This window comes from Paenibacillus sp. FSL K6-2862, from assembly GCF_038005125.1.
Taxonomy (GTDB): domain Bacteria; phylum Bacillota; class Bacilli; order Paenibacillales; family Paenibacillaceae; genus Paenibacillus; species Paenibacillus illinoisensis_A.
Map to the genome: position 1 here is coordinate 3,032,988 of NZ_JBBOSN010000001.1, position 21,796 is coordinate 3,054,783.

Annotated in this window: 16 protein-coding genes; 12 read left to right on the forward strand and 4 right to left on the reverse strand. The window is 45.3% G+C overall.

All coding sequences use genetic code 11. The annotated features are described in order from the left end of the window. The first annotated feature begins 150 nt into the window (after positions 1-150). Positions 151-5,844, forward strand: a complete 5,694-nt coding sequence (locus MHB82_RS13880) for a pectinesterase family protein (protein WP_341174963.1) — start codon at positions 151-153, stop codon at positions 5,842-5,844. 123 nt (positions 5,845-5,967) lie between these two features. Here the strand turns inward: MHB82_RS13880 and MHB82_RS13885 are convergent, their stop codons facing one another. Both MHB82_RS13885 and MHB82_RS13890 read right to left on the reverse strand, forming a co-directional pair. After that, positions 5,968-6,522 carry a hypothetical protein gene (locus tag MHB82_RS13885; RefSeq protein WP_341174964.1) on the reverse strand — a complete coding sequence of 185 codons (555 nt, stop codon included), beginning with the start codon at positions 6,520-6,522 and terminating at the stop codon, positions 5,968-5,970. 129 nt (positions 6,523-6,651) lie between these two features. Continuing rightward, positions 6,652-7,431, reverse strand: a complete 780-nt coding sequence (locus MHB82_RS13890; RefSeq protein ID WP_341174965.1) for a DUF817 domain-containing protein — start codon at positions 7,429-7,431, stop codon at positions 6,652-6,654. A gap of 265 nt (positions 7,432-7,696) precedes the next feature. Here MHB82_RS13890 and bamE point away from each other — a divergent pair, with 265 nt between their 5' ends. From bamE to MHB82_RS13935, 9 genes are all read left to right on the forward strand, one after another. Further along, positions 7,697-8,458 carry an outer membrane protein assembly factor BamE domain-containing protein gene (bamE, locus tag MHB82_RS13895; protein WP_341174966.1) on the forward strand — a complete coding sequence of 254 codons (762 nt, stop codon included), beginning with the start codon at positions 7,697-7,699 and terminating at the stop codon, positions 8,456-8,458. 446 nt (positions 8,459-8,904) lie between these two features. After that, positions 8,905-9,339, forward strand: a complete 435-nt coding sequence (locus MHB82_RS13900; protein ID WP_181429954.1) for a CPBP family intramembrane glutamic endopeptidase — start codon at positions 8,905-8,907, stop codon at positions 9,337-9,339. A gap of 158 nt (positions 9,340-9,497) precedes the next feature. Continuing rightward, positions 9,498-10,184: a hypothetical protein gene (locus MHB82_RS13905; RefSeq protein WP_341174967.1), complete on the forward strand. Its 687-nt coding sequence runs from the start codon at positions 9,498-9,500 to the stop codon at positions 10,182-10,184. Positions 10,185-10,381: 197 nt separating this feature from the next. Then, the gene (locus MHB82_RS13910) at positions 10,382-11,767 is read left to right on the forward strand and encodes an ATP-binding protein (protein ID WP_341174968.1); all 1,386 of its coding nucleotides are present in this window, start codon (positions 10,382-10,384) and stop codon (positions 11,765-11,767) included. A gap of 160 nt (positions 11,768-11,927) precedes the next feature. Then, positions 11,928-12,272 carry a YojF family protein gene (locus MHB82_RS13915; RefSeq protein ID WP_095287272.1) on the forward strand — a complete coding sequence of 115 codons (345 nt, stop codon included), beginning with the start codon at positions 11,928-11,930 and terminating at the stop codon, positions 12,270-12,272. 23 nt (positions 12,273-12,295) lie between these two features. Next, positions 12,296-12,970 carry a bacillithiol biosynthesis deacetylase BshB2 gene (gene bshB2 / locus MHB82_RS13920; protein WP_110822675.1) on the forward strand — a complete coding sequence of 225 codons (675 nt, stop codon included), beginning with the start codon at positions 12,296-12,298 and terminating at the stop codon, positions 12,968-12,970. A 177-nt stretch (positions 12,971-13,147) separates the two neighbouring features. Continuing rightward, the gene (locus tag MHB82_RS13925) at positions 13,148-13,579 is read left to right on the forward strand and encodes a MarR family winged helix-turn-helix transcriptional regulator (RefSeq protein WP_341174969.1); all 432 of its coding nucleotides are present in this window, start codon (positions 13,148-13,150) and stop codon (positions 13,577-13,579) included. Between the two features lie 98 nt (positions 13,580-13,677). After that, positions 13,678-14,763, forward strand: coding sequence for a YhgE/Pip domain-containing protein (locus tag MHB82_RS13930; RefSeq protein WP_341174970.1), 1,086 nt, complete (start codon positions 13,678-13,680; stop codon positions 14,761-14,763). A gap of 231 nt (positions 14,764-14,994) precedes the next feature. Then, complete coding sequence (locus MHB82_RS13935; RefSeq protein ID WP_095358186.1) at positions 14,995-15,831, forward strand: alpha/beta fold hydrolase; 837 nt, start codon at positions 14,995-14,997, stop codon at positions 15,829-15,831. Between the two features lie 90 nt (positions 15,832-15,921). Here MHB82_RS13935 and metE read toward each other — a convergent pair whose 3' ends face one another. Next, positions 15,922-18,216, reverse strand: coding sequence for a 5-methyltetrahydropteroyltriglutamate--homocysteine S-methyltransferase (gene metE, locus MHB82_RS13940; RefSeq protein ID WP_341174971.1), 2,295 nt, complete (start codon positions 18,214-18,216; stop codon positions 15,922-15,924). Between the two features lie 229 nt (positions 18,217-18,445). On the opposite strand from metE, the gene MHB82_RS13945 reads away from it, so the two are divergent. Both MHB82_RS13945 and MHB82_RS13950 read left to right on the forward strand, forming a co-directional pair. Continuing rightward, the gene (locus MHB82_RS13945; protein WP_095358184.1) at positions 18,446-18,649 is read left to right on the forward strand and encodes a DUF6366 family protein; all 204 of its coding nucleotides are present in this window, start codon (positions 18,446-18,448) and stop codon (positions 18,647-18,649) included. 116 nt (positions 18,650-18,765) lie between these two features. Next, a complete protein-coding gene (locus MHB82_RS13950; protein WP_341174972.1) occupies positions 18,766-19,239 on the forward strand; it encodes a GNAT family N-acetyltransferase in 474 nt (157 codons plus the stop codon). Positions 19,240-19,447: 208 nt separating this feature from the next. Here MHB82_RS13950 and MHB82_RS13955 read toward each other — a convergent pair whose 3' ends face one another. Next, positions 19,448-21,763 carry an MMPL family transporter gene (locus MHB82_RS13955; protein WP_341174973.1) on the reverse strand — a complete coding sequence of 772 codons (2,316 nt, stop codon included), beginning with the start codon at positions 21,761-21,763 and terminating at the stop codon, positions 19,448-19,450. Between the last annotated feature and the right edge of the window lie 33 nt (positions 21,764-21,796).

Consider the following 21,796-nt stretch of genomic DNA (forward strand, 5'->3'; position numbering starts at 1 on the left):
TTCACAGGACAATACGGGTTATTCAATTTGATTAAATGTGATAACGCTTACATTTATTGAAGGAGGTGATCGAATCTGCTGAAAGGTTAATTGCCTCTCAGTGCTGCGTTTGCCAATTGGAGTATACGAAACCGGAGGAGGAAGATTTTATTGAAAAGGATTGTGTCGCTCATCTTGATCGTATCAATGCTGTTCAGTGTTTTGCCGGGAATGGCTGCTGCGGAAGAAACAGGAGATTCAGGTATGCTGCCTGCTTTTCCTGGAGCTGAGGGCGGTGGGATGTATACGACTGGCGGCAGGGGAGGTGCAGTTTACGAAGTAACTACCCTGGCTGACTCGGGCCCTGGCTCTCTTCGCGAAGCCGTTAGTCAAAATGATACAACCGTCGTATTCAAAGTGGGTGGAACCATTCATCTGGAATCTCCTCTGGCAATAACGGGTTCCAATATTACGCTGGCAGGACAGACTGCGCCTGGAGAAGGGATCACCGTCTCCGATTACTGGACCACATTTCAGGCAGATAACATTATCGTAAGACATATGCGCTTCAGGCTTGGAGACAAACACCCCAGTGAGGATGATGTATTTGGAGGACGATATCATAAAAACATCATCATCGATCACTGTTCATTCACCTGGTCTGTGGATGAAGTCCTTAGCATGTATGTAAACGAAAATACTACCGTGCAGTGGTCCGTCATTGCCGAGAGCATGCTGATGACGACTCATCAAAAGGGCAGGCATGGATATGCCGGCATTTGGGGCGGAAACAATACCTCATTCCATCATAATATCATCGCCCACAATGTAAGCCGTAACCCGAGATTTGCCGGGTCTCCCGGATTTAATACCGAATCCTACAACAATGTCGTATACAACTGGGGATTTTTCTCTGCCTATGGCGGTGAGGAAGGCAACTACAATTTGATGAACAATTATTACAAATACGGCCCTAATACGTATCGTTCCGTACGGGATCAGCTTTTCCTTGATGTAGGAGCCAATACCCGCCTCCATGTTAGTGGCAATATAGTAGACGGATATCCGGAGATTACTGCGGATAACTGGCTTGGGGTCGGGACTCTGGCAAATCCGGAATCGAAGCTTGAATCTCCGGTTGTCATGTCCAATCCATCACCAATGGATGATGCGGAAACGGCGTATGATCGTGTCCTTGCCGAAGCTGGAGCTGTTTTACCGAGAAGGGATGCGATTGACGCAAGAATCGTTAATGATGTTAAAAACCGTTCCGGTCAGCATATCAATTCCCAAAAAGAAGTGGGAGGATATGTGGAGTTTGAAGAAGTGTTATCCACGCTGGCAGATGATGATCATGACGGAATGCCGAATGATTGGGAAATCGCTCAAGGGTTGAATCCAAACGATGCCTCTGACCGAAATGAAATTCATGAATCGGGATATACCTATCTTGAAATGTATCTGAACAGCATAACAGGTAATGGGTCTGCGAACCCTGTAACTTCGATTGATTCTCCTGCCAACCATACGATTGCAAAAGAGGGTTCTTCCATTGAAATTGTGGCTTCAGCCTCTGATCCGGATGGCACAATCTCCAAGGTGGAATTTTATCAAAACGATATTAAACTGGGCGAAGATGATACGGCTCCATATGCTTTGAGCTGGGACAATGTAAAAGATGGTACACATTATCTCACGGTTCGAGCCATTGACGATACGGGAACGGCAACCCAATCGAATAATGTCACTGTACATGTGAATAAGGAAGGCAGTATTACACCATGGGCTTCAACAGACATTGGAGCACCTGGCATTGCCGGCCATACACAGCTTGGTGCAGGAGAAACGGATGTAACTGTAAAATCATCAGGTGACATTGCCGGCACTTCGGATCATTTTCACTATGCCTACCAGACACTGGAGGGAAATGGTGAGATCGTCGCTAGAGTCGATCACGTGACGGCCACGGATGATGGAGCAGAATCAGGTGTAATGATGCGCGAGAGTCTGGACGCTTCCTCTCCATTTGTCGCCCTAATGACATCCTATGTCAAAGGCGGGCAAAAGGCGGTTCATTTGACGCGTGAAACCGAAGGGGCGGATGTCTCCGTTCAGGAACCAGAGACGTTTATCACGCTCCCTTACTGGGTGAAGCTGGTCAGGCTCGGTGATCAAGTTACATCTCTCGTCTCCAAAGACGGAGCAGACTGGTCCGTCGTGAATGCTGTAGACTTCCCCGTGAGCAGCACCGTTTACGTCGGACTTGCGGCGGATGCTTCCAAACCGGACGACGAAGTAGATAAACTAAATACATCTGTATTTTCTGGTGCAGCTGTTCAGCAGCTGGATGCAGATTTCCCTGCGGCCCCTACGCAACTAAGAGCAGAAGCAGGACCGAAATCGGTCACATTATCCTGGGATGAGGTGAACCATGCTGTCTCCTATTCTGTTTTCCGTGCGGAAATTTCCGGAGGGCCATACACGGAGCTCCAGAGCGGGATTACATCTTCTTCATATACGGATATGGACCTGACTGTCGGGAAGACATACTATTACGTCGTGAAAGCAGTAAATGACAAAGGAACGAGCTTCTCCTCTGAAGAAGCGTACGCCGTTCCCGAAGGTGAGCTTGAAACCATCGAATATATTCATGATGACTATGAAGGACTTGAGGTTAACCAAACACCACCCGGGTATGTCGTGCTCCCTGATCCTCAAGATGCGGACCATCGGGTTGAGGTGGCGGAAGTACCCTCTGGAACCACCGGTAATACGTCGACAAAGTCTTTAAAACTGTATGATAATGCCCCAGGCACAACACAATTTACACGTGCATTTCAACCTCAGCTTGGCAGCTTTGTGTTGGAAACGGATCTCATGTCACCTTCCTGGCCTGGAACAGCCTATGTATTGCAGCTGCAGAATAACGCAGGAACCCGCACGCCTCTTTCGATTGAAATGCGCAAACCGGCTGCTCCCACAGCAGAAGACACCTATACGCTGGTTTATAAGAAAGACGGCCTGGATCATAAACTGATAGACGCTCCTGCAAACAATCAATGGTACAACCTGAAGATTACTGGCAATGTAGCTATGCAAAAAGCGGATATCTATATCGACAATGTACGAGTAGCGGATAACATTCCGTTCCAGGCGGATGTGCTCTCCGATGGAATTGGTCGCATTCTGGCCAAAACCCCTGGTACAGGAAAAGGAACCATATATTACGATAACCTTCATCTCTACGTTGAACCTGTGGCAGCACCTAAAGGGCTCACTGCACAGCCCGGAAACGGAATGGTTAAACTTAACTGGGACGAAGCCGAAGGAGCATCAACTTACAATATCAAACGAAGCACAGGGGGAGAGTCAGCTTACGAACCAATTGCTTCTGAAGTCGCAGAGACCAGCTATATCGACGACACTGTTGTAAATGGTACAACATACCATTATGTCGTCACTGCACTGGGTGCTTCTGGAGAAAGCGGACCCTCCAACCAAGTGGAAGTCACACCTTCAGAGGATGCCGTGAAACCCGAAGCTCCAGAGAAACTGGAGGGGAAATCCAGAGATACACAGGCGGAATTGGCATGGCAGCCCATCGAACAGGCGAGTCATTACACGGTTAAACGCAGCGTTCAGGCAGAAGGCCCATTTACTTCTGTAGCGGCGAAACTGACGCAACCTTCCTTCCGGGATGGTGGACTGGATAACGGGGTCACCTATTATTATGTCGTTTCAGCAACTGGCATTGGTGGTGAAGGAGCCGATTCAGCGCCTGTTGCTGTTACACCGTCCAGAGCGTTGTCTACACCTGAGCCTGTCGTAAAACCTCAGCCTAATTCAATCGAGGCGGAGTGGCAACCAATTGAGGGAGCGGCAACCTATCAGATCAAGCGCTCCAATGATTTAAATGGAACATATGAAGTGGTAGCTGAAGCCCAGTCCCAAACTTCATACACAGATACAGGACTCACGAACGGTGTACCTTACTATTACAAAATTATTGCTGTAAACGGAGATACGCATAGTCTTGAGTCTGCCCCAACAGGAGCAAGACCGTCCGCTGATGACGGAACCCTCATGTCTCCAACAGGATTGCAAGCAGAGCCGGAAGATCGTGGAATCACTTTAACCTGGGAAGGCGTACAGGGAGCAGACAGCTATGCTGTAAAACGTAGTGACTCCCCCGACGGGTCTTTCACATCGGTTGCTGCGGAGGTGACCGAAACATCGTATACCGATTCGGGCCTAACCAACGGGAAGACATACTATTATTTGGTGACAGCAAAAAACGAAGCAGGAGAGGGGATGTCATCTGTTTCAGTATTTGAAACTCCGGCAGTCACTTTAACCGTTGCTTCCGATGGTAGTGGAGAATTCGAGCGAGTGCAGGAAGCCATTGATGCAAGTCCTGACAACGCGACTGTACCTACCATTATCCGAATCAAAGATGGGGTCTATCGTGAAAAATTAAATGTGCCATCGAGTAAAAACCACCTGCGGATGATCGGAGAGAGCCGTGAAGGGACCATTTTGGTCTACGGAGATTCGGCTAGCACACTAGACGGGAATGGCAATCCACTCGGTACATCGAACAGCTACAGCTTCAGGGTTCAAACGAATGACTTTACAGCTGAACATCTGACAATACAGAATGATGCGGGTGATCATGCCGGGCAAGCGGTAGCGCTATTGGCACGTGGGGATCGCCTTGTGTTTCGTGATGTCAGTCTGAAAGGCTGGCAGGATACGTTATATGTCAATGACGGCAGACAATATTATGTTGACTGTTACATCGAAGGCGATGTCGACTTCATATTTGGTAATGCCGCTGCTCTCTTTGAGAACAGCATCATCCATAGTCTAAGTAACGGGTATGTGACTGCGGCCTCCACAGCTGAGGGCAAGCCAGGGTATGTTTTTCTAAACAGCCGAATTACTGCCGAATCTGGACTGACAGGCAATGTGGCTCTTGGCAGACCGTGGCGGCCGAACGCGAGTGTTGTCTACATTAACAGTTATTTGGATGATCATATCAGTCCTGCAGGTTGGAATAATTGGGGCAATGCTGATAATGAAAAGACCGCCCGTTTCGCTGAGTATGCCAGTTATGGACCCGGTGCCAATGCCAAAGGAAGAAGTAACTGGTCCACTCAGTTGACTGCGGGAGAAGCAGAAAAATACCTTCCGGCTAAGCATTTTGCAGGATCAGATGCATGGAATCCATCAGTAGAGGTTTCATTGATTCATGCGAATCGGGATCTGGCCAGTTTATCCGTGAATGGTAAACCTCTGTCGGGATTTAACTCGTCTCAGAAGAACTATGAGGTTGAAGTTAAAGGGGGCAGCCCCCTGCCTCTTGTTTCAGCGGATGCTGTATCCGGCAGATCTGATGTTGAAGTGAAGCAAGCTGCGGCTGTACCAGGTCAGGCCGTGGTGAAGGTTACGGGGCAAGACGGTGGCGTGAAATCCTATATCATCAACTTCTCGGCGGAAACCGTTAGAGATACCACGGCACCTGTGCTGCGGCTCAAAGTGAATAAACCGGTTTTGAAAGAAAATGCAAACAAAATGGAGACCATCCGTGTTACAGCGGATGCCACCGATCAAGGAACAGGGGTAGCCTCTGTCAAGCTCATATCCATTACAAGCAACCAACCGGATAAAGGCAAGGGAAGTGGAAACAAATCACCTGACATTCAGGGAGCAGCGTACGGAACTCCTGATTTTGAATTTAAGCTACGTGCCGAACGTACAGGAAAAGGTAAAGGTCAGGATCGTGTATATACGATTACTTATGAGGCAGCAGATCGAGCAGGAAACACTTCGCGATCATCGGTTAAAGTCGTTGTAAAAAAGTAATTTTCATACTAAATTGACCTGGAACGGTCTGAGTAAGTAGAGCTTAAAGGTTAGTTTTCTAGAGGAAAAAGAATTCAGTCAGTCACAATAAAGGACGCCAGTATTGGCGCCCTTTTTGTGATGTTATTGAGGAATAAGCTTCAAGAAAGCTTTGTTATCAAAATCGTCAGCTTGAATTAGCCAATTACCATCTTTTTTGATAAGGGAAAGTCGTCCTTCCAATGGAACACGTTCCAGATTTCCATTTTGCTGATCCAACACGAGATCCATTGTGTAGTCCAGATCAACATAATTTTCGAGCTCCTGATACACAGTGAACTTCATATTTTCGGGTTGAAGTGAGGCTTGTTGAATCTGTGCTGCGTTCAATGCCAGCAATGCGTAACTATAATTCACTGGTTTATCCTCATAACGTTCAGCATAGTAAGGCTCCATCTCGGCATAGCGCTCAAGCACAACATCTTCAGGTAAGGGCGATTCCGGGACCTCGTCGATGGTATATTCTTTTGTCTTAAAGACTTCCGCTGCAATGGTGGCTTCTTGAGTAGGTGTCATGGTCGTATTTTTATTAGGTACGGATTGCTCGGTTTCGTTCGTTGCCTCGGTTTGAAAACACCCGGTCATCATTATAATGATAGACAATAACATCAACCCAAACAGCCAAGAATGTCGCTTCATCCATCAAAATCCCCTTTCTATTAGAATGACTATCCATCTTATACGTTTCAGACGGGAATGAGTCTCCTAATTTTTGCTAAAGGAGTCATTGTTGGATGGTTAGACCATTTCTAATGTCAGTCTTAATACTTAGTTGGGGCCAATGTTAGTTCGATTGGCTTTGACATATTTAAGCTGGGCGACAATGATGACGCTAATGATCACGAGCAGGAACCATGAGCTGATTTTGCTGAAACTAACCAATTGCCAGGCATCGTGCTGGTCAGGGTATTTCCAGCCATTAAAGAATGTAGCAATATTCTCGGCAGCCCAGATGAAGAACCATACAATGACAAAAGCGAGCGATAAAGGCATGCGATATGTCATGGTCCGTACCCGGTAGATGATCCATGTTTTCCAAAAAACAATAAAGACCAGAGCCGTGAGCCACCAACGAAAATCAGGAATGAAATGGTGGGTGAAGAAGTTGAGATAGATGGCTCCTCCGAGCAGAAAGGAGGGTACAAATCCAGGCCATCCTGTCATGTCCATGCGTAATCTGCGCCAGATCTGACACATAAAGCTTGCCACACTCGCATACATGAAGCCGCTGTACAGCGGCACTCCGAATATTTTGGTGAATCCAGGCTCTGGATATGACCATGAACCCATGCTTACTTTGTACAGTTCAAGTACCAGTCCAATAATATGAAACACACATATGACTTTGATTTCATCCCGGGTCTCCAACCCACTTCGGTACATGAGATATTGGACACCAAGCAAGATCAGTAGAATGGCATCATAGCGATGAAAGAATGGAATCTCGATCACGCTGGTGATGGCTAGGGTTCCGAAGATGGCCACAGGGAAAATGCAGCTCATCGCCTGATGATAGCCGAAATGCAGCAATTGAATAAAAGCTTTCAAATCGGGAAATCTCCTTCCGGTACTTGTTCTAAAATGTTCTGGAATTCATGTTTGTCTTCTATAAGTACATATGTAGAGCTACCGTTAATCATACAGAGTCGAAATCGAAGAAAAAAGAGAAATTAAATGATGAATCTCTTCTTGTTTTTGTTTAGGCATATATGTGTCAAAAGACCTGAAAAGGTTTAAATTTATATACAAAAGTTGCTTCATAAGAGAAAATTAGGATTTATACATAGGAGAGAGGAAGATTAGGTTTGAAGAAATGGCATTACACTTTATTACCACTTATGCTATTCGGATTACTTGTGGCTTGTGGGGGCAAACGGGGGTAACCCCGGAAGTGTACAAACAAATTCAGGAAGGCATGAGCCAGCAAGAAGTAGAAGAACTGGCGGGTCAGCCCGCTGAGAAAGAAACCAATAATCCCTATGATGTATGGATTTATGATGGACAAGATGGAATTGAACGAGGCGCAACGGTGCGCATTGAATTTTCCAAAGAGGATCAGGTTCTGTTCAAATCTCAGAAAAAGCTGTTTGAGGCGCCCAAGGCCGAAGAGAAAAAATACACTCCGGAAGGAGAGCTGAAGGAGTTCATCACCGCATTCAACAACCTTGTCAGTCAATATGAAGACGTGGAGTTCCTTCAGCCGATTTCGATGGAAGGTCTGGATTTCAAGAGAACAATCTTTTACGATGGACAAGGCACGATCATTACGGTATCCGATCCAGCAATGATTAATGATGCCAATCAATATACGAACAAGATGCATTTTGAAATCGAAGAGGATGGGACATTAAACGAGATCTACTATATTGGTGCGGATCTTGAATATCCTGTGCTGGTGTTACATGCCCTGAACGTTAGGGAGGAAACCATTGATCAAATCCTGACAAGTTATAAGGACATTGATGTGGAGACCCTGGAAAGTAAAAGTTTTAACTTTAATGAAGAGCCTTACTTCATTTCCATAAAGAATGGATCACCTAAAACTTTAGTCGTTACCAAGAATGATAGCGAGTAAATTATGTGTCCAGCGTACTGTCAGACTCGACAACTTTTGTTGTCGGGTTTTTGTTGTTGAATAAAACTCAGGTGATTATTCAAGGCATAAAGCGTAGGTATGGATCACGGTATGTTATGATACTATATATTGGATTCTCAAGTGTGAATATATAGCGTGAGAGATTAAAAATGATTGTGGAGCCATTTATGAAAATCAAATCACTGATTTTACTAAGTTTCAAAATTATCCTTATATTCCTGATCGGTTATACCATATCGCACTTCCTACGGGAGTGGATTAATGAGGTTTGTTATTCCCTGAGAGTAGCTAATGAAGTGCGTATTATCCTATCCAGATTTAGTGTGATTGCTTACATAGTTCCTTTCCTTATGATTAATGTGCGCAGCATTTTTTCTGCTGAAGTTCTACGAGTAGGAAACTTCCGGGCAAGCATTTCTTTTCCCTTGATATGGCGAGGAAAAGAAGACCCGGTGTGGAGATTTCTTGGCATTTTTGCAGTTGTAATGGTGATCGGAACAAGTTATTTTATCTATTCCTATGCAAGTGGTTTAAATCATAACGAATTCAGGCTGCTGTTGTATTATGGACTGATATTCTCTCTCGTAAACTCCATTTTAGAGGAGTGGGTATGGAGGGGCGTCGCACTTAGCCAATATATAAAATGGTCTGGTAGCGTTTATGGATTAATCGTTACAAGTCTGCTTTTTGGGATGTCCCATTATGACTTGGGTTTCTCCATTTGGGTATGCATTGCCTTTTCAATCGGTGGGTTCTTTATGGGGGGAGTCGCCATTCGATCTAAGGGAATCATTGCTTCCATTCTGATGCACATCTATATGAATATCATTTTTACGATGACGGGTATGATCTTTAGTTGAACCAGGAATCTGGATAGAAAAAAAGTACATCTATCTGAAATTATATAGAAATAATCTCCAGTAGTAGATTAACTCGTGGTATGCTACAATTCTCAGACGTGCCAATTTTTGCATTCATATTTTGGCTTGTAATATCTCTAGAAACGGCAGATGATGATTTGATTAAGAAAAATTCCAAGTTGATCTGGATATTCGCAGTCCTTATTTTAATTATTATTGGGTTCTACAACTATCAACTCCATGCGGCGAGGGAACAGACGGAAAATTTGAAAAAACTGTACCAAACCAAGAATGATATTGGCTTTTTGACGCTTTTGAGAGAAGGGCATTCCTATATCCCCTTGGCAGAAACACTTGAGAAAATCAGCAAAGTAACCGACGAGGAAGATCCTGCTAAGGTGCAGAAACTCATCGAACTGGCCAAGAGCCAAGCAGACGAAGCTGATTACTATCTTGGAACTCTTATTCAGTTTAGTGATAGTTATGTAAATGACATCAATCCTCAATTCATGGTTAATCACACGGTTATGACCTCGAAGAAGCAGGAGGATATGTATATCCTTGCTTCGCAAGCAGGTGTGTTTATGACAATGTACCAGATTAGCTACAACTATTGGAAAGATAAACCCAAACAGATTCCTCAGGAAACAAAAGAAATGCTCCATTCCATGGCCAAAGAGCTGAGAGCTCTGGACGATACGCTGCAAGAGTTTAAGGAAAAGGCTATTTACGCTATCGAATGGGGAGAATTTTCAACCAAAGAGCAGATTAAGGATTTTACTCAGAGAGCCATCAAGCCTCATTTAGAGAAACTAATCAAAATGAAGAGCGAGTTTGGAGGATAATCCAAGTTATATCACTGAAAGACGAATAATGGTCCATAAGTAAAATAGATTCCAGGATTGATTACGATACAAGTCGCCGATATGGCGGCTTTTTTTCGATTACGTCGACAGTTTCGTATTTTTTCCATAATAAATGTGACGTATAAATTTATATCCTTTATAGTAGAAAATAAAAGCAAAATCCGAGGAGTCCTTATATGAACAAACAAGCAGTACCGTTAAATTCGTTGACCAGTGTCACGGACGGAGGCCATATCATTTATTTGTTCGAGGATTTCGATCGTTATGTTGATAATGCGGTATCCTATATTCTAACGGGTATAGACCAAGGTCATCACATCTTATTGATAGAAGAAGCAGACACATATCTTGATATTTATAACAAGCTCAACGATGTTATCTCTGGTGACCAGCTTCAGTATCTTCATTATGCTAACAACGTGGATTATTACGGATCACGAGGGGATTTTAGTTTTCAGCATATTCTCACTCATTTTCATCAGGTAATGGGGATGGTACAAGAGAATAACATGTCCATTCGTACGTGGGCCAATGTAATGACGTGGGGGGAACATAGCGAAGAAAAAATTCAGGGGAATTTGATCAATTATGAGCGACAGACTTGCGGTGTAGTCTGTGAATACGGGATGGTATCTGTATGCGCATATAACGCATCCGCCATTTCTTCGTCATTGCAGCTTAAGATGATGAGAGAGCATGAGTACATAATGACTGACGTGGAATTTGTAAAATCACCCTTATATAGTCACCTGCCTTCGGAAGAGGTCATATTCCCTTCACTTTCAGTACAGAGAAGATTGCTGAACGAACAGAAGCATCTCTTAATCGAGAAGGAAGCCATGGAAATGGCCAACCAGGTGAAGAGCGAGTTTATTACCACCATGAATCACGAGATTCGTACCCCGATGAATGGCGTGATGGGAATCACGGATCTGCTGGCTTCAACCGATCTTACCGATAAGCAGAAGGAATATGTGGCCACACTGCAAAGAAGCGGGAAGTCTCTGCTGCGTATCGTCAATGATATTCTGGATTATAGCAAATTGGATTCAAATCATGAACAGCTCCTGAAGGAAGCCTTTAGTATCAGAGAAGCCGTAACGGATACGCTGGATATTCTTAGGGTTGGAATTCTGAATAAGAAACTGCAAGCCAACGTTTCCATTGATCCGGATATTCCAGAGATTCTGATCGGGGATGATGGAAGATTCAGACAGGTGATTCTAAATTTGCTGGGAAACGCAGTGAAATTTACGGGTGAAGGTGACATTTCCTTGGAAGCCAGACGGCTCTCCACAGATGCTGGAAAGGTCCGGCTTCAATTTACGGTCAGGGATACAGGAATCGGAATTCCTCAGGATAAACGGAGTCAATTGTTTATTCCATTTCACCGAGTGGATAACAGTGTTACTCGCCGGACGGAAGGTACAGGTCTCGGATTAGCGATATGTCATCGAATTGTACAGTTCATGAATGGTGAAATTGCTATTGAAGCGGAAGATCCGACTGTGCGCGGGACCACAATTACCTTTACAGCGGAATTCGATACGTATACAGCATAAGGAATGCAATAAACCTATAACTTAGAGGCTCATTTAGAGGACATAGTAGTGCTCACCGATGTATTGTAAGCGGTCAGTTGATTACGAATTGTTATTTCTCCATGAACATATGGTAAAATGAATGAAGTATTTATCTTTTAGACCACATAAGGAGATCACTATGCAACTTATACAACCTCAAGATGTCCAAGCCCGGCTCAATGGTTTCATTGATCAGGATCTATACTTACACCTCGAAATGACGACAGGTGCGTACGCCAATCACTATGATAGTACTCGTCACCCTGCCTCGGCTTTTATTTCCAATGCGGCCATTCGATACACACAGGGATCTATTTCAGGCACCAACCCATACCGGGTTGGTTTAAAAACGACGACGGGTTGGGTTTATGCGGAAGGCCTTACCCATATTGATGAAAATGAAAAGGATCGGCTGATTTTGGCGGGTCACGACAGCCAGGGGAAATTGGTTGTGGCCTTTCAACTTAGTCGGGAGAGTTTCTGATGGAAGCGGAGGATCGAAACAGCATGAACAATAAATCATACGAAAATGAACGAATTTTGGTGATATATCCCCATCCTGACGACGAGGCTTTTTCCGTTGCCGGAACGCTCGCAAAATATATTGATGGCGGTGCATACGTTACGTATGCTTGCCTGACTTTAGGCGAGATGGGACGCAATATGGGCATTCCGCCATTTGCGAACAGGGTCACTCTGCCTGCCATCCGCAAGGTGGAGCTCGAAGAGTCTGCTCAGGCGATTGGTATTCAAGACTTGAGAATGCTTGGTTTTCACGACAAGATGATCGAATTCGAGGATGCACATCTGCTTGATAGCCGCATCATGGATTTGATAGAGGAACTCAAACCAACCATCGTATTTACCTTTTATCCAGGTTATAGCGTGCATCCCGATCATGATGCTACGGGTGCTGCAGTAATACGGACTATTTCCCGGCTGCCGGCAGAAGAGAGACCCGTCGTATATTGTGTAGCCTTCTCCAAAAACCATGAGCAGGCCATCGGAAAGCCAGATGTACATGTTGATGTAAGGGGATATCTGGAGCAAAAAATGGGAGCCATTCAGGCTCACCGTTCGCAATTTCAGGCTGCGGAGCTTGTCGGCAACCGGAAATTGGATGACGAAGAAATTCAGCGCAGATTCGGCAGAGAAGCATTCTGGACGTATCGCTTTGAGTAAAATGTCTTCACTCTGTTCAACCAAAGAACAGCGGAGCCGCCTTCATGGCGGCTTTTCCATTTTAACCGAGAGAACGTACGGATCAGAAACATTAGATTGACAAAGATTCAAATTAGGGATATTCTTCTTAAAGAATATTAATAGGCTATGCTAGTATTTCAGGGAGGGCTTAACCTGATGTCAACTCATCAAGAGAAAGATCCCATTGGATTGTTATTATCCAGAACATACTTTGTCCACAAAAAAAGAGTTACCCATCTACTGCAGGATTACGGCATAACACCTGAACAATATGGGATGCTCGAACAACTGTATCAGAACGAAGGCATTACACAGAAGAAGTTATCCGAACTTCACGGTAAAGATCAAACGAGTGTCGGCAAGACATTGGAGCGCTTGGAGCACAAGAATCTTATTATTCGAAGCACCGATCCTGTTGATCGACGAGCCATCCTGCTGCGGCTTTCCGAGGAAGGGAAAGAGCTTTATTTACAGGTAGTTCCTCTGATGAATGATATGGATCAGTCATTAAGGGAATTAATTACCCCGGAAGGGGCAGAACAACTTGCCGTACTGCTCAACAAAATTTATGAAGGAATCTCCAGCTGATTCGTCAGCTGACTTTTTTTGCAGAGATACATGCATGGCCTATTATATGTTAGCCTATTAATTTGCATCTGGAGCTTTTCCAAGAAGGAGAGAAATTCATGTCTGTTTTTTCAGTATTAAAAGATTTTTTGAAGATTCTACAAACCAAGATCGGGTTGGTCTTTGCTTTGGTCGTTCCGCTGATATTCACCATTGTCTGGTTAACGGGTTACAACGGAGCAACTGAACGATTGGACCAACTTAAAATAGGTATTATTAACTCGGATGGAGCAAATGGACAGAAAATAGAAAAGATCATTCAGGAAACAGTCCCTTTCAAAACAGCAAACTATGCCTCTCTTGAGGAAGCTGAGCAAGACATGAATGATGGGGATATTGGTATGATCGTAAGTATTCCTGCCCAGTTCGCTGCGAACCTGGACAAAGGGGAAGGGCAATTAACGTATTATGTCAATCAGGCAGCATCGGAAGTTTCCCGATCCATATTGGAGGGTTCGGCTGAAGGTATATCTACCAGCGTAGGTGCTCAGCTATCAGGAATCGTTCAAAAAGAAGTGGTCACGACAAATGTGGTGAAGTCTAACAACATCACCAATTTTGCACTAAGTATGCTGCCCATGATCCTTGGTTTTATCACATATATCGCAGTGATGACCATGAATATTCAATTGAATCTGTCAACCATGATCCTTAGCCACAAGTACGATCGATGGAAAATTTTCTGGGCCAGACAGCTTCTGCTATTGATGGTGTGCATCGTAGCACCTCTCATTATAACGACTGTAGCCATGTTGTTTGTCACACCTGTCGCTTCCTTCTGGGAAATGTGGGGATTCCATATTCTCGTATACATTGCCTGCGTATGCCTGACTCAAATGTCATTTGTATTATTTGGTGGATTGGGCGCACTGTTTAACGTAGCGATGATTCCTTTCCAGCTCATGACTGCAGGCAACATTATCGCAACCGAAATGCTTGCACCATTCTATCGTCACATCGGGGATTTCCTGCCTGCATCCAACGCGGTTCGGGGATACGTCCGACTCATCTATAGCGGAGCACCAGTGACTTCAATCGTGATTAACCTTATTTTGATTGCACTGGTTACATGGGGAATAACCTGTGCACGTGTGGCTTTGCATAGAGCACCAGCACCTGGCGCAGCAACCACTAACGCTCATTAAATATGACGAGCAATATATACGCACAGAAATGAAATGTGTTTGCATGATAAGTCGCCTAGCAGGCGGCTTTTTTGCTGGAATGACAGGGTGGCATTTCGAAGGTTTTCCGCTGCATTCAGTTCAAATGGCATACTCCATCTAATTCTTGGGTACGATTGACAATCAACGTTTGCATATGTAACATTTAAATAGTAACAAACAAAAATATAATAACTAACGGAGGGATTTTCCTTGGCTAAAGTAAATGTAGGCGAAGAGAATGCACAACCAATTGAACTGTATTATGAAGATCATGGCGCGGGAAAACCCATCATCCTTATTCATGGATGGCCATTGAGCGGACGATCCTGGGAGAAGCAAGTACCTGCCCTGATCGAAGCAGGCTACCGTGTTATAACGTATGACCGTCGTGGCTTTGGTCAGTCTTCCCAACCTTGGGATGGTTATGACTATGATACCTTTGCTTCGGATTTACATAAATTGATTCTGCAGCTTGATCTGCGCGATGTTACACTGGTAGGGTTCTCCATGGGAGGCGGCGAGGTAGCTCGCTATGTCGGAACTTACGGAACCGAACGTGTTTCCAAAGCTGTATTTGCGGGAGCAGTTCCTCCTTATCTCTATATAACTGAAGACAACCCTCAAGGTGGATTGGATGATGCAACGATTGCAGAATTCCAAAAAGGCGTAAAAGGGGATCGTCTTGCATTCCTGGAAGGCTTCACAACTAACTTTTTCGCCGCAGGGGACCGTACGGACCTTGTGAGCGAACCGTTCCGCATCTATAACCGGGATATTGCAGCTCTGGCTTCCCCTAAAGGAACATTGGATTGTATCGCTGCCTTTGCTCTTACCGATTTCCGTCAGGATCTGGAGAAATTTAATATTCCGACACTGGTTATCCATGGTGATTCCGATGCCATCGTGCCTTTGGAAGTGAGTGGACAACGAACTCATGAATCGATCCCTGGTAGCCGTCTGGTGGTTGTAGAAGGTGGACCACATGGATTTAATGCGACCCATCCTGAACAATTTAATGCAGCATTGATTGATTTCTTACAGGGTTAAGGTTAACTGAACTGATAACTTTAGAAAAAATCAAGAAATGAAAAAGAGCAGGGCACCCCATGAGAAGGAGGGGCGTCCTGCTTTTTAAATTTACACCGCTTTGATGGAATGATGTTGTTCACGAGCGATTTGGGTCGCCTGAACCATGTTACGCAAGGAAGCAACCGTTTCTTCACGTCCACGGGTTTTCAGGCCGCAATCGGGATTAATCCAGAAGAGCTTGGGATCCAGCACACGCAGGGCGCGTTCAATCATGGTTGTCATTTCTTCCACGCTCGGGATCCGAGGACTATGGATATCGTACACACCCAGGCCTATGCCGAGCTTGTAAGTATTTAATTCAAAGCTGTGAATCAGCTCGCCGTGACTTCGTGATGTTTCTATGGAGATGACATCAGCATCCATGGCTTCAATAGAATCGATCATGTCATGGAATTCACAGTAACACATATGGGTATGAATTTGCGTTGTTTCTTGTACCGTACATGTGGAGATGCGGAAAGCTTTGACCGCCCAGGCCAGATAATCGGCTTGCTCATTTTGCTTAAGTGGAAGGCCTTCACGAACAGCAGGTTCATCCACTTGGATCATGCCAATACCCGCCTGCTCAAGAGCTTCCACTTCCTGTCTGAGCGCATAGGCCAGCTGATAAGCAATGTGCTCGCGCGGTATATCATCCCGGACAAAGGACCAGTTCATAATGGTTATCGGTCCGGTCAGCATCCCTTTTACAGGTCGCTGGGTCTGTGACTGAGCGTACTTGGTTTCTTCAACCGTCATTGCCTGAACAAACGCAACGTCACCGAAAATGATCGGTGGTTTTACACACCGGGAACCATAGGATTGAACCCAGCCATACTGAGTGAAGGCAAATCCTGCGAGTTTCTCACCGAAGAATTCCACCATATCTGTACGCTCAAACTCCCCGTGCACGAGGACATCCAATCCGATCTCTTCCTGAATTTGAATCCAGGCATCAATTTGCTCCCGAATAAACTGGGCATATTGCTCGTTGCTCAACTCACTCTTGCGCCATAGTTGCCGGGTCTTGCGTACCTCTGCAGATTGAGGGAAACTGCCGATCGTGGTTGTCGGAAAAAGAGGCAGCTTCCATTTTTCCTGCTGGGCAATATGACGTTTAGCGAACGGGAGCGAACGCGCAGGCTCTTGTAATCGGAGTGCTGCAACAGCTTGCTGCACGTCAATGCGATTACGTTCTTGTGACTGCTTAAGAGGCAGAAGCACCTCATCTGCTTTATCAATCGCCTCCAGAATGTCGGCATGTCTTGATGTGCATGCTTTTGTCAGAAGAGCAATTTCCTTCAGCTTCTCATCTGCAAAGGCGAGCGAGCTCTTCAGCACAGGGTCGAGGTTCGACTCGCGTTCTGTTGTAACAGGCACATGCAGCAAACTGCAGGACGATTGCACAATGATACGATCAGGTGCGACCTGTTCAATCAGTACATCAAGCAGGGACAGTTTCTCTTGAAGTGAAGCCTTCCAGATTCCGCGACCATCAATAATGCCTGCACCCAAAATCTTGTCAGCCGGGAAGCCATTTGTCTTAATGGATTGCAGATTGCCCGAGAGCCCTTGTACAAAATCCAGTCCAATTCCCTGTACCGGAAGGGTAATAATGTCGCTATAATTCTCCACAGATTCAAAGTAAGTCTGCAATAGAATGTTCAAGTTAGGGACTGCGGCTGCAAACGTCGTATAGATGTTTTGCAGAAGCTGTAGGTCATCCTTACTTAATTCGGTAACCAGAACAGGTTCGTCAATCTGCACCCACTGTACACCTTCTTCTGCAAGTTCCCTAAGCACCTGCGTGTAGAGTGGAAGCAAACGTTCCAGCCAGGCTTCCGTCTCGGATTTGTCGTAACCTTTGGAGAGCTTCAGGAAGGTTAAGGGTCCGACGATCACCGGCTTGCCTTCAATCCCGAGCTTCTCTTTGGCTTCGCGGTAAGCGATAAGAGGTTTATTTTCGGTAAGTGCCGGAGTTACATCATTCAGCTCCGGGACGATGTAGTGATAGTTGGTGTTGAACCATTTCGTCATTTCGCTGGCTGCAGCATCCTTGGTACCTCGTGCAATGCCGTAATACACGGACAGAGGAACGGCTCCGCCGTCATATGTAAATCGTTTGGGAACAATACCGAACATCACGGCCGTATCAAGAATGTGATCATAATAACTGAAGTCGTTGACTGGAATGAGATCGATTCCTTGATCATGCAGCTTGCGCAAATGGTCTAACCGAATCTCCTGTAAACGGGTGTGAAACGTGGGTTCATCCAGTTTGCCCGACCAGAAGGCTTCGAGTGCTTTTTTCCATTCCCGATCAGGGCCAATTCGTGGGTAACCCAATACACTGCTTTTAGTCATCTTCATAACCCCTCTTCAAATGTGTTACAGAAAAGTTATCACAGTTATGAAGTTATAACGTAATTCCATTAAATTATATCTAGCTATAGCCTGAGACTATATCAGAAGAGCGGAGATTGGTGGAAAAAGAATTGGAAGTTTACTCCATATGGTATGATTGCCTAAATGCATACACAAACACTGACTCTGATGAGAGAAGTCATCGATCTGAACCATTGGAGGGGAAATGATGAATAAAGATCAAGAAACTCCCGAGAAGATGAGAGAGCGACTACAACGAGAAGAGCAGCGTGATCATGCTGGGGGTACGTTCAAGAATGGATTGGATCGTGCACAATTCGGTAATCTGGGAGAACTGGCAAGCAGTTTGGGATGGATCGGTACAGGCGTGGTTATCGTAGTAATTATTGCTGTTTTTGTATGGTTGAAATAATTTTTTACTTATACAAAAGATCTATCGATGGAATGATTGACGCTGGGATCAACAGGTGTTATTTTATACACATCCGTAATACCAATAAAACCAATAGAGTAAAGGGGGTTTGGCATATGTCGTTGGTTGTACAAGCGGCTGCTGAGGACGTACGCAGTGAAGATTCAGTACAGTTGATCCGGGAATTAAGCAGTGAGCTGGGCTTGTTATACGGTGGGGATGGAACCGCAGGCTTTCAACCATCGGACGTCGAAACGCCACGTGCTGCTTTTATTGTAGCCAGACTGGATGGGCATCCGGTAGGGTGCGGAGCCATTAGGCCGCTGGATGATCAATCCGTTGAGGTTAAGCGTATGTACACCAGACCCGGTTTTCGTCGTAAAGGAGTTGCTCAGGCCATACTTGAGGAAGCCGAACGCCTTGCCGCGGAATTTGGTTATACCAATCTGAAGCTTCAGACAGGACCACTTCAGCCAGAAGCTGCAGCGCTTTATGAAAGAGTAGGGTACTACAGCATTCCGATATTTAGTGGAGACTGGGACAGGGTTCTGGCTTTTCAGAAAGACCTAGTGCATCAGCGAGTGAATTGAATTGACTAAATATGTATTAGTAGATCACGAAAATGCATAAATAAAGCACTCTCAAGGCTTTTTAATTGTCATAGGACAAGTAGAGGCCAAGAAAGTGCTTTATTTTGGTTTGTTAAGGGCTAACAGATTCAACAAATCATGTGTTTATAACGTAGGAAATGAGTCCAGTTTTGTCACAACAGACAGGTGAAATCCGATCCTAATTATCTTACTGTTTTTCCTTTGCATTCAGTTCAGCAATGAGCTTGTCACCTTCAACATCGAGGTTGGGAAGCGAGCGATCCAGCCATTTTGGCAGCCACCAGGCTTTATCTCCGAAGAGAGACATGACTGCCGGAACCAGCGCCATCCGAACAACGAATGCATCAATCAAAATGCCCAAGGCCAAGGCGAATCCAATCTGTTTAATCATAATATCATGCGTGAAAATAAAGCCTGCAAACACGGATACCATGATAATCGCCGCTGCAACCACAACACGGCTGGCCATTTGATAGCCGTTCATTACACTTTGATTCCCGCGATGACCATGTACATAAGATTCTCTCATCGAAGAAACAAGGAAGACCTGATAATCCATAGCCAGACCGTAAAGAATTCCTGTTACCATGATTGGAATGAAACTGAGCAGAGGACCGCCCGTGTCAAAATCAAACAACGCTTTTGCCCAACCCCACTGGAATACGGCAGTGGTCAGACCGAATGTAGCCAGAATACTAAGCAGGAATCCAATCGTTGCCTTGATTGGAACCAGGATGGAGCGGAAGACCAGAAGCAGGATAACCAGAGACAGAATAACGATAATTCCGATATATACCGGGAAGACTTCAGCCAATTTGGCTGACATATCAATATTGACCGCTGTAAGTCCGGTAACGCCAAGCTTCATATTGTGATTGGTTGCAATGGTAGAGTCAGGAGAACGCAATTCTTCAACCAGCTGTTTGGTTGCGGCATCGGTTGGACCCGAATCTGGAATGAGACTCAGAATAGCCATTTTTCCATCTTCACTCACACCTGCTGGTGTGACGACAGAGACATGTTCAAATTGTTGCAGATCCTGGGCGATGGCGCCCAATGTTTGTAATGATACGGTTTGAGAAGCGTCCGTAGGTTCCGCAACAATGAGTAAAGGACCGTTAAATCCTTCACCAAAACCTTTCGTAATGGCATCGTAACTTTGCCGTGCAGTCGTATCCAGGTTAGCAGTTGCGCCAGAAGGCATGCCCAGTTCCATTTTGGCTACCGGGATTGCAGCCGTACCCAGAACGACAATAACAGCTACAATGACAAGCCAGCGGAATTTAACGACACCAGAGATCCAGCGATTAGCAAACCCGTTTGATTTTTTGTGTGCATTGGCCTGATTTTTCTCTCTTGCTTTACGAGAGCAGATGCGCTCACCCAGTAGACCCAGCAATGCAGGGAGAAGAGTAAGGGCAATCAGTACGCTGAACAGTACGGTAACCGATGCGACGATAGCCATCATGCTCAGGAAGGTGATACCAATAACCAGCATTCCACAAAGTGCAATGATCACCGTTAATCCAGCAAAGAACACGGCACTTCCTGCTGTTCCTACAGCTCTGCTGGCCGCTTCGCGTGCATTCAGATTCTGGTCGAAAATCAGTCTGCGCTGACGATTGACGATGAATAATGCATAGTCAATACCAACGGCAAGTCCGATCATGAGAGCGAGTACAGGCGTAAAGGATGTCATGCTGACAAAGTTGGAGACAGCAAATGCTCCACCAACACCAGCCGCAACCCCAAACAGGGCAATGACAATCGGCAAACCTGCGGCAACTACGGATCCTAGTGTCATGAACAACACAATTGCCGCAATGACCAATCCGTAGATTTCGTTGGTTCCAATCGGTATGCCCACTTCTTTCAGGGAATCACTTGGCAAAACCGAGATATTTGTACCTTGTTGGGCTTCGCTTACTGCATTCACAACCGAATCCGTGACACCTTTAGGCAGGGAGTTTTGCTGCACTGTGAATTGGAACTGGAACAGCGCAACATCTCCAGCGTTTGAGATCAACACGCCAGGTACTGGCATTCCTTCAATCATGAGTGGTCCATAAGGAGGCAGGTTGCTTGGATCCGCACTTTGCTCGCCTGCTCCAGCAGCACTCTGACTGGCCTGTTCCTGCATAGCTGAGGCATCGGCGCCACTGGCAGCAGCGAGCTCAGCAGGGTTAATAACATAATCCAGTTTGTAAACTTCACTTACTGCCTTACTGATGGCTGCCAAATTCTCAGGCGTATCCAAACGCTCGCCTTCAGGGATATTAAATATTACGCTGCCCTGACCACCAGAGGCTTGAGGAAGCTCCTTTTCCAATTTGTCCAAGACGTTCTGGGATGCTGTTCCTTCAAGTTTGATGTCTGAAGAAACGTGCACTCCGTTTATGCCAAGTGCCGTTCCTACAATGCCGAGCACCAAAATCCAACCCATAATGAAATACCACGGTTTATCGTAAGCCGTTTTCCCCAGCCTGTAGAGTAATTTTGACATCGAATTGATTTCTCTCCTTCTATCTCTAATGTT

Excerpts from the sequence above, each read along its gene's own strand:
- MHB82_RS13950 (WP_341174972.1), top strand. The coding sequence starts at position 18,766 with ATGTCGTTGGTTGTACAAGCGGCTGCTGAGGACGTACGCAGTGAAGAT.
- metE (WP_341174971.1), bottom strand. The coding sequence starts at position 18,216 with ATGACTAAAAGCAGTGTATTGGGTTACCCACGAATTGGCCCTGATCGG.
- MHB82_RS13945 (WP_095358184.1), top strand. The coding sequence starts at position 18,446 with ATGAATAAAGATCAAGAAACTCCCGAGAAGATGAGAGAGCGACTACAA.
- MHB82_RS13925 (WP_341174969.1), top strand. The coding sequence starts at position 13,148 with ATGTCAACTCATCAAGAGAAAGATCCCATTGGATTGTTATTATCCAGA.
- MHB82_RS13915 (WP_095287272.1), top strand. The coding sequence starts at position 11,928 with ATGCAACTTATACAACCTCAAGATGTCCAAGCCCGGCTCAATGGTTTC.
- bshB2 (WP_110822675.1), top strand. The coding sequence starts at position 12,296 with ATGAACAATAAATCATACGAAAATGAACGAATTTTGGTGATATATCCC.
- MHB82_RS13910 (WP_341174968.1), top strand. The coding sequence starts at position 10,382 with ATGAACAAACAAGCAGTACCGTTAAATTCGTTGACCAGTGTCACGGAC.
- MHB82_RS13955 (WP_341174973.1), bottom strand. The coding sequence starts at position 21,763 with ATGTCAAAATTACTCTACAGGCTGGGGAAAACGGCTTACGATAAACCG.
- MHB82_RS13885 (WP_341174964.1), bottom strand. The coding sequence starts at position 6,522 with ATGAAGCGACATTCTTGGCTGTTTGGGTTGATGTTATTGTCTATCATT.
- bamE (WP_341174966.1), top strand. The coding sequence starts at position 7,697 with ATGGCATTACACTTTATTACCACTTATGCTATTCGGATTACTTGTGGC.
- MHB82_RS13930 (WP_341174970.1), top strand. The coding sequence starts at position 13,678 with ATGTCTGTTTTTTCAGTATTAAAAGATTTTTTGAAGATTCTACAAACC.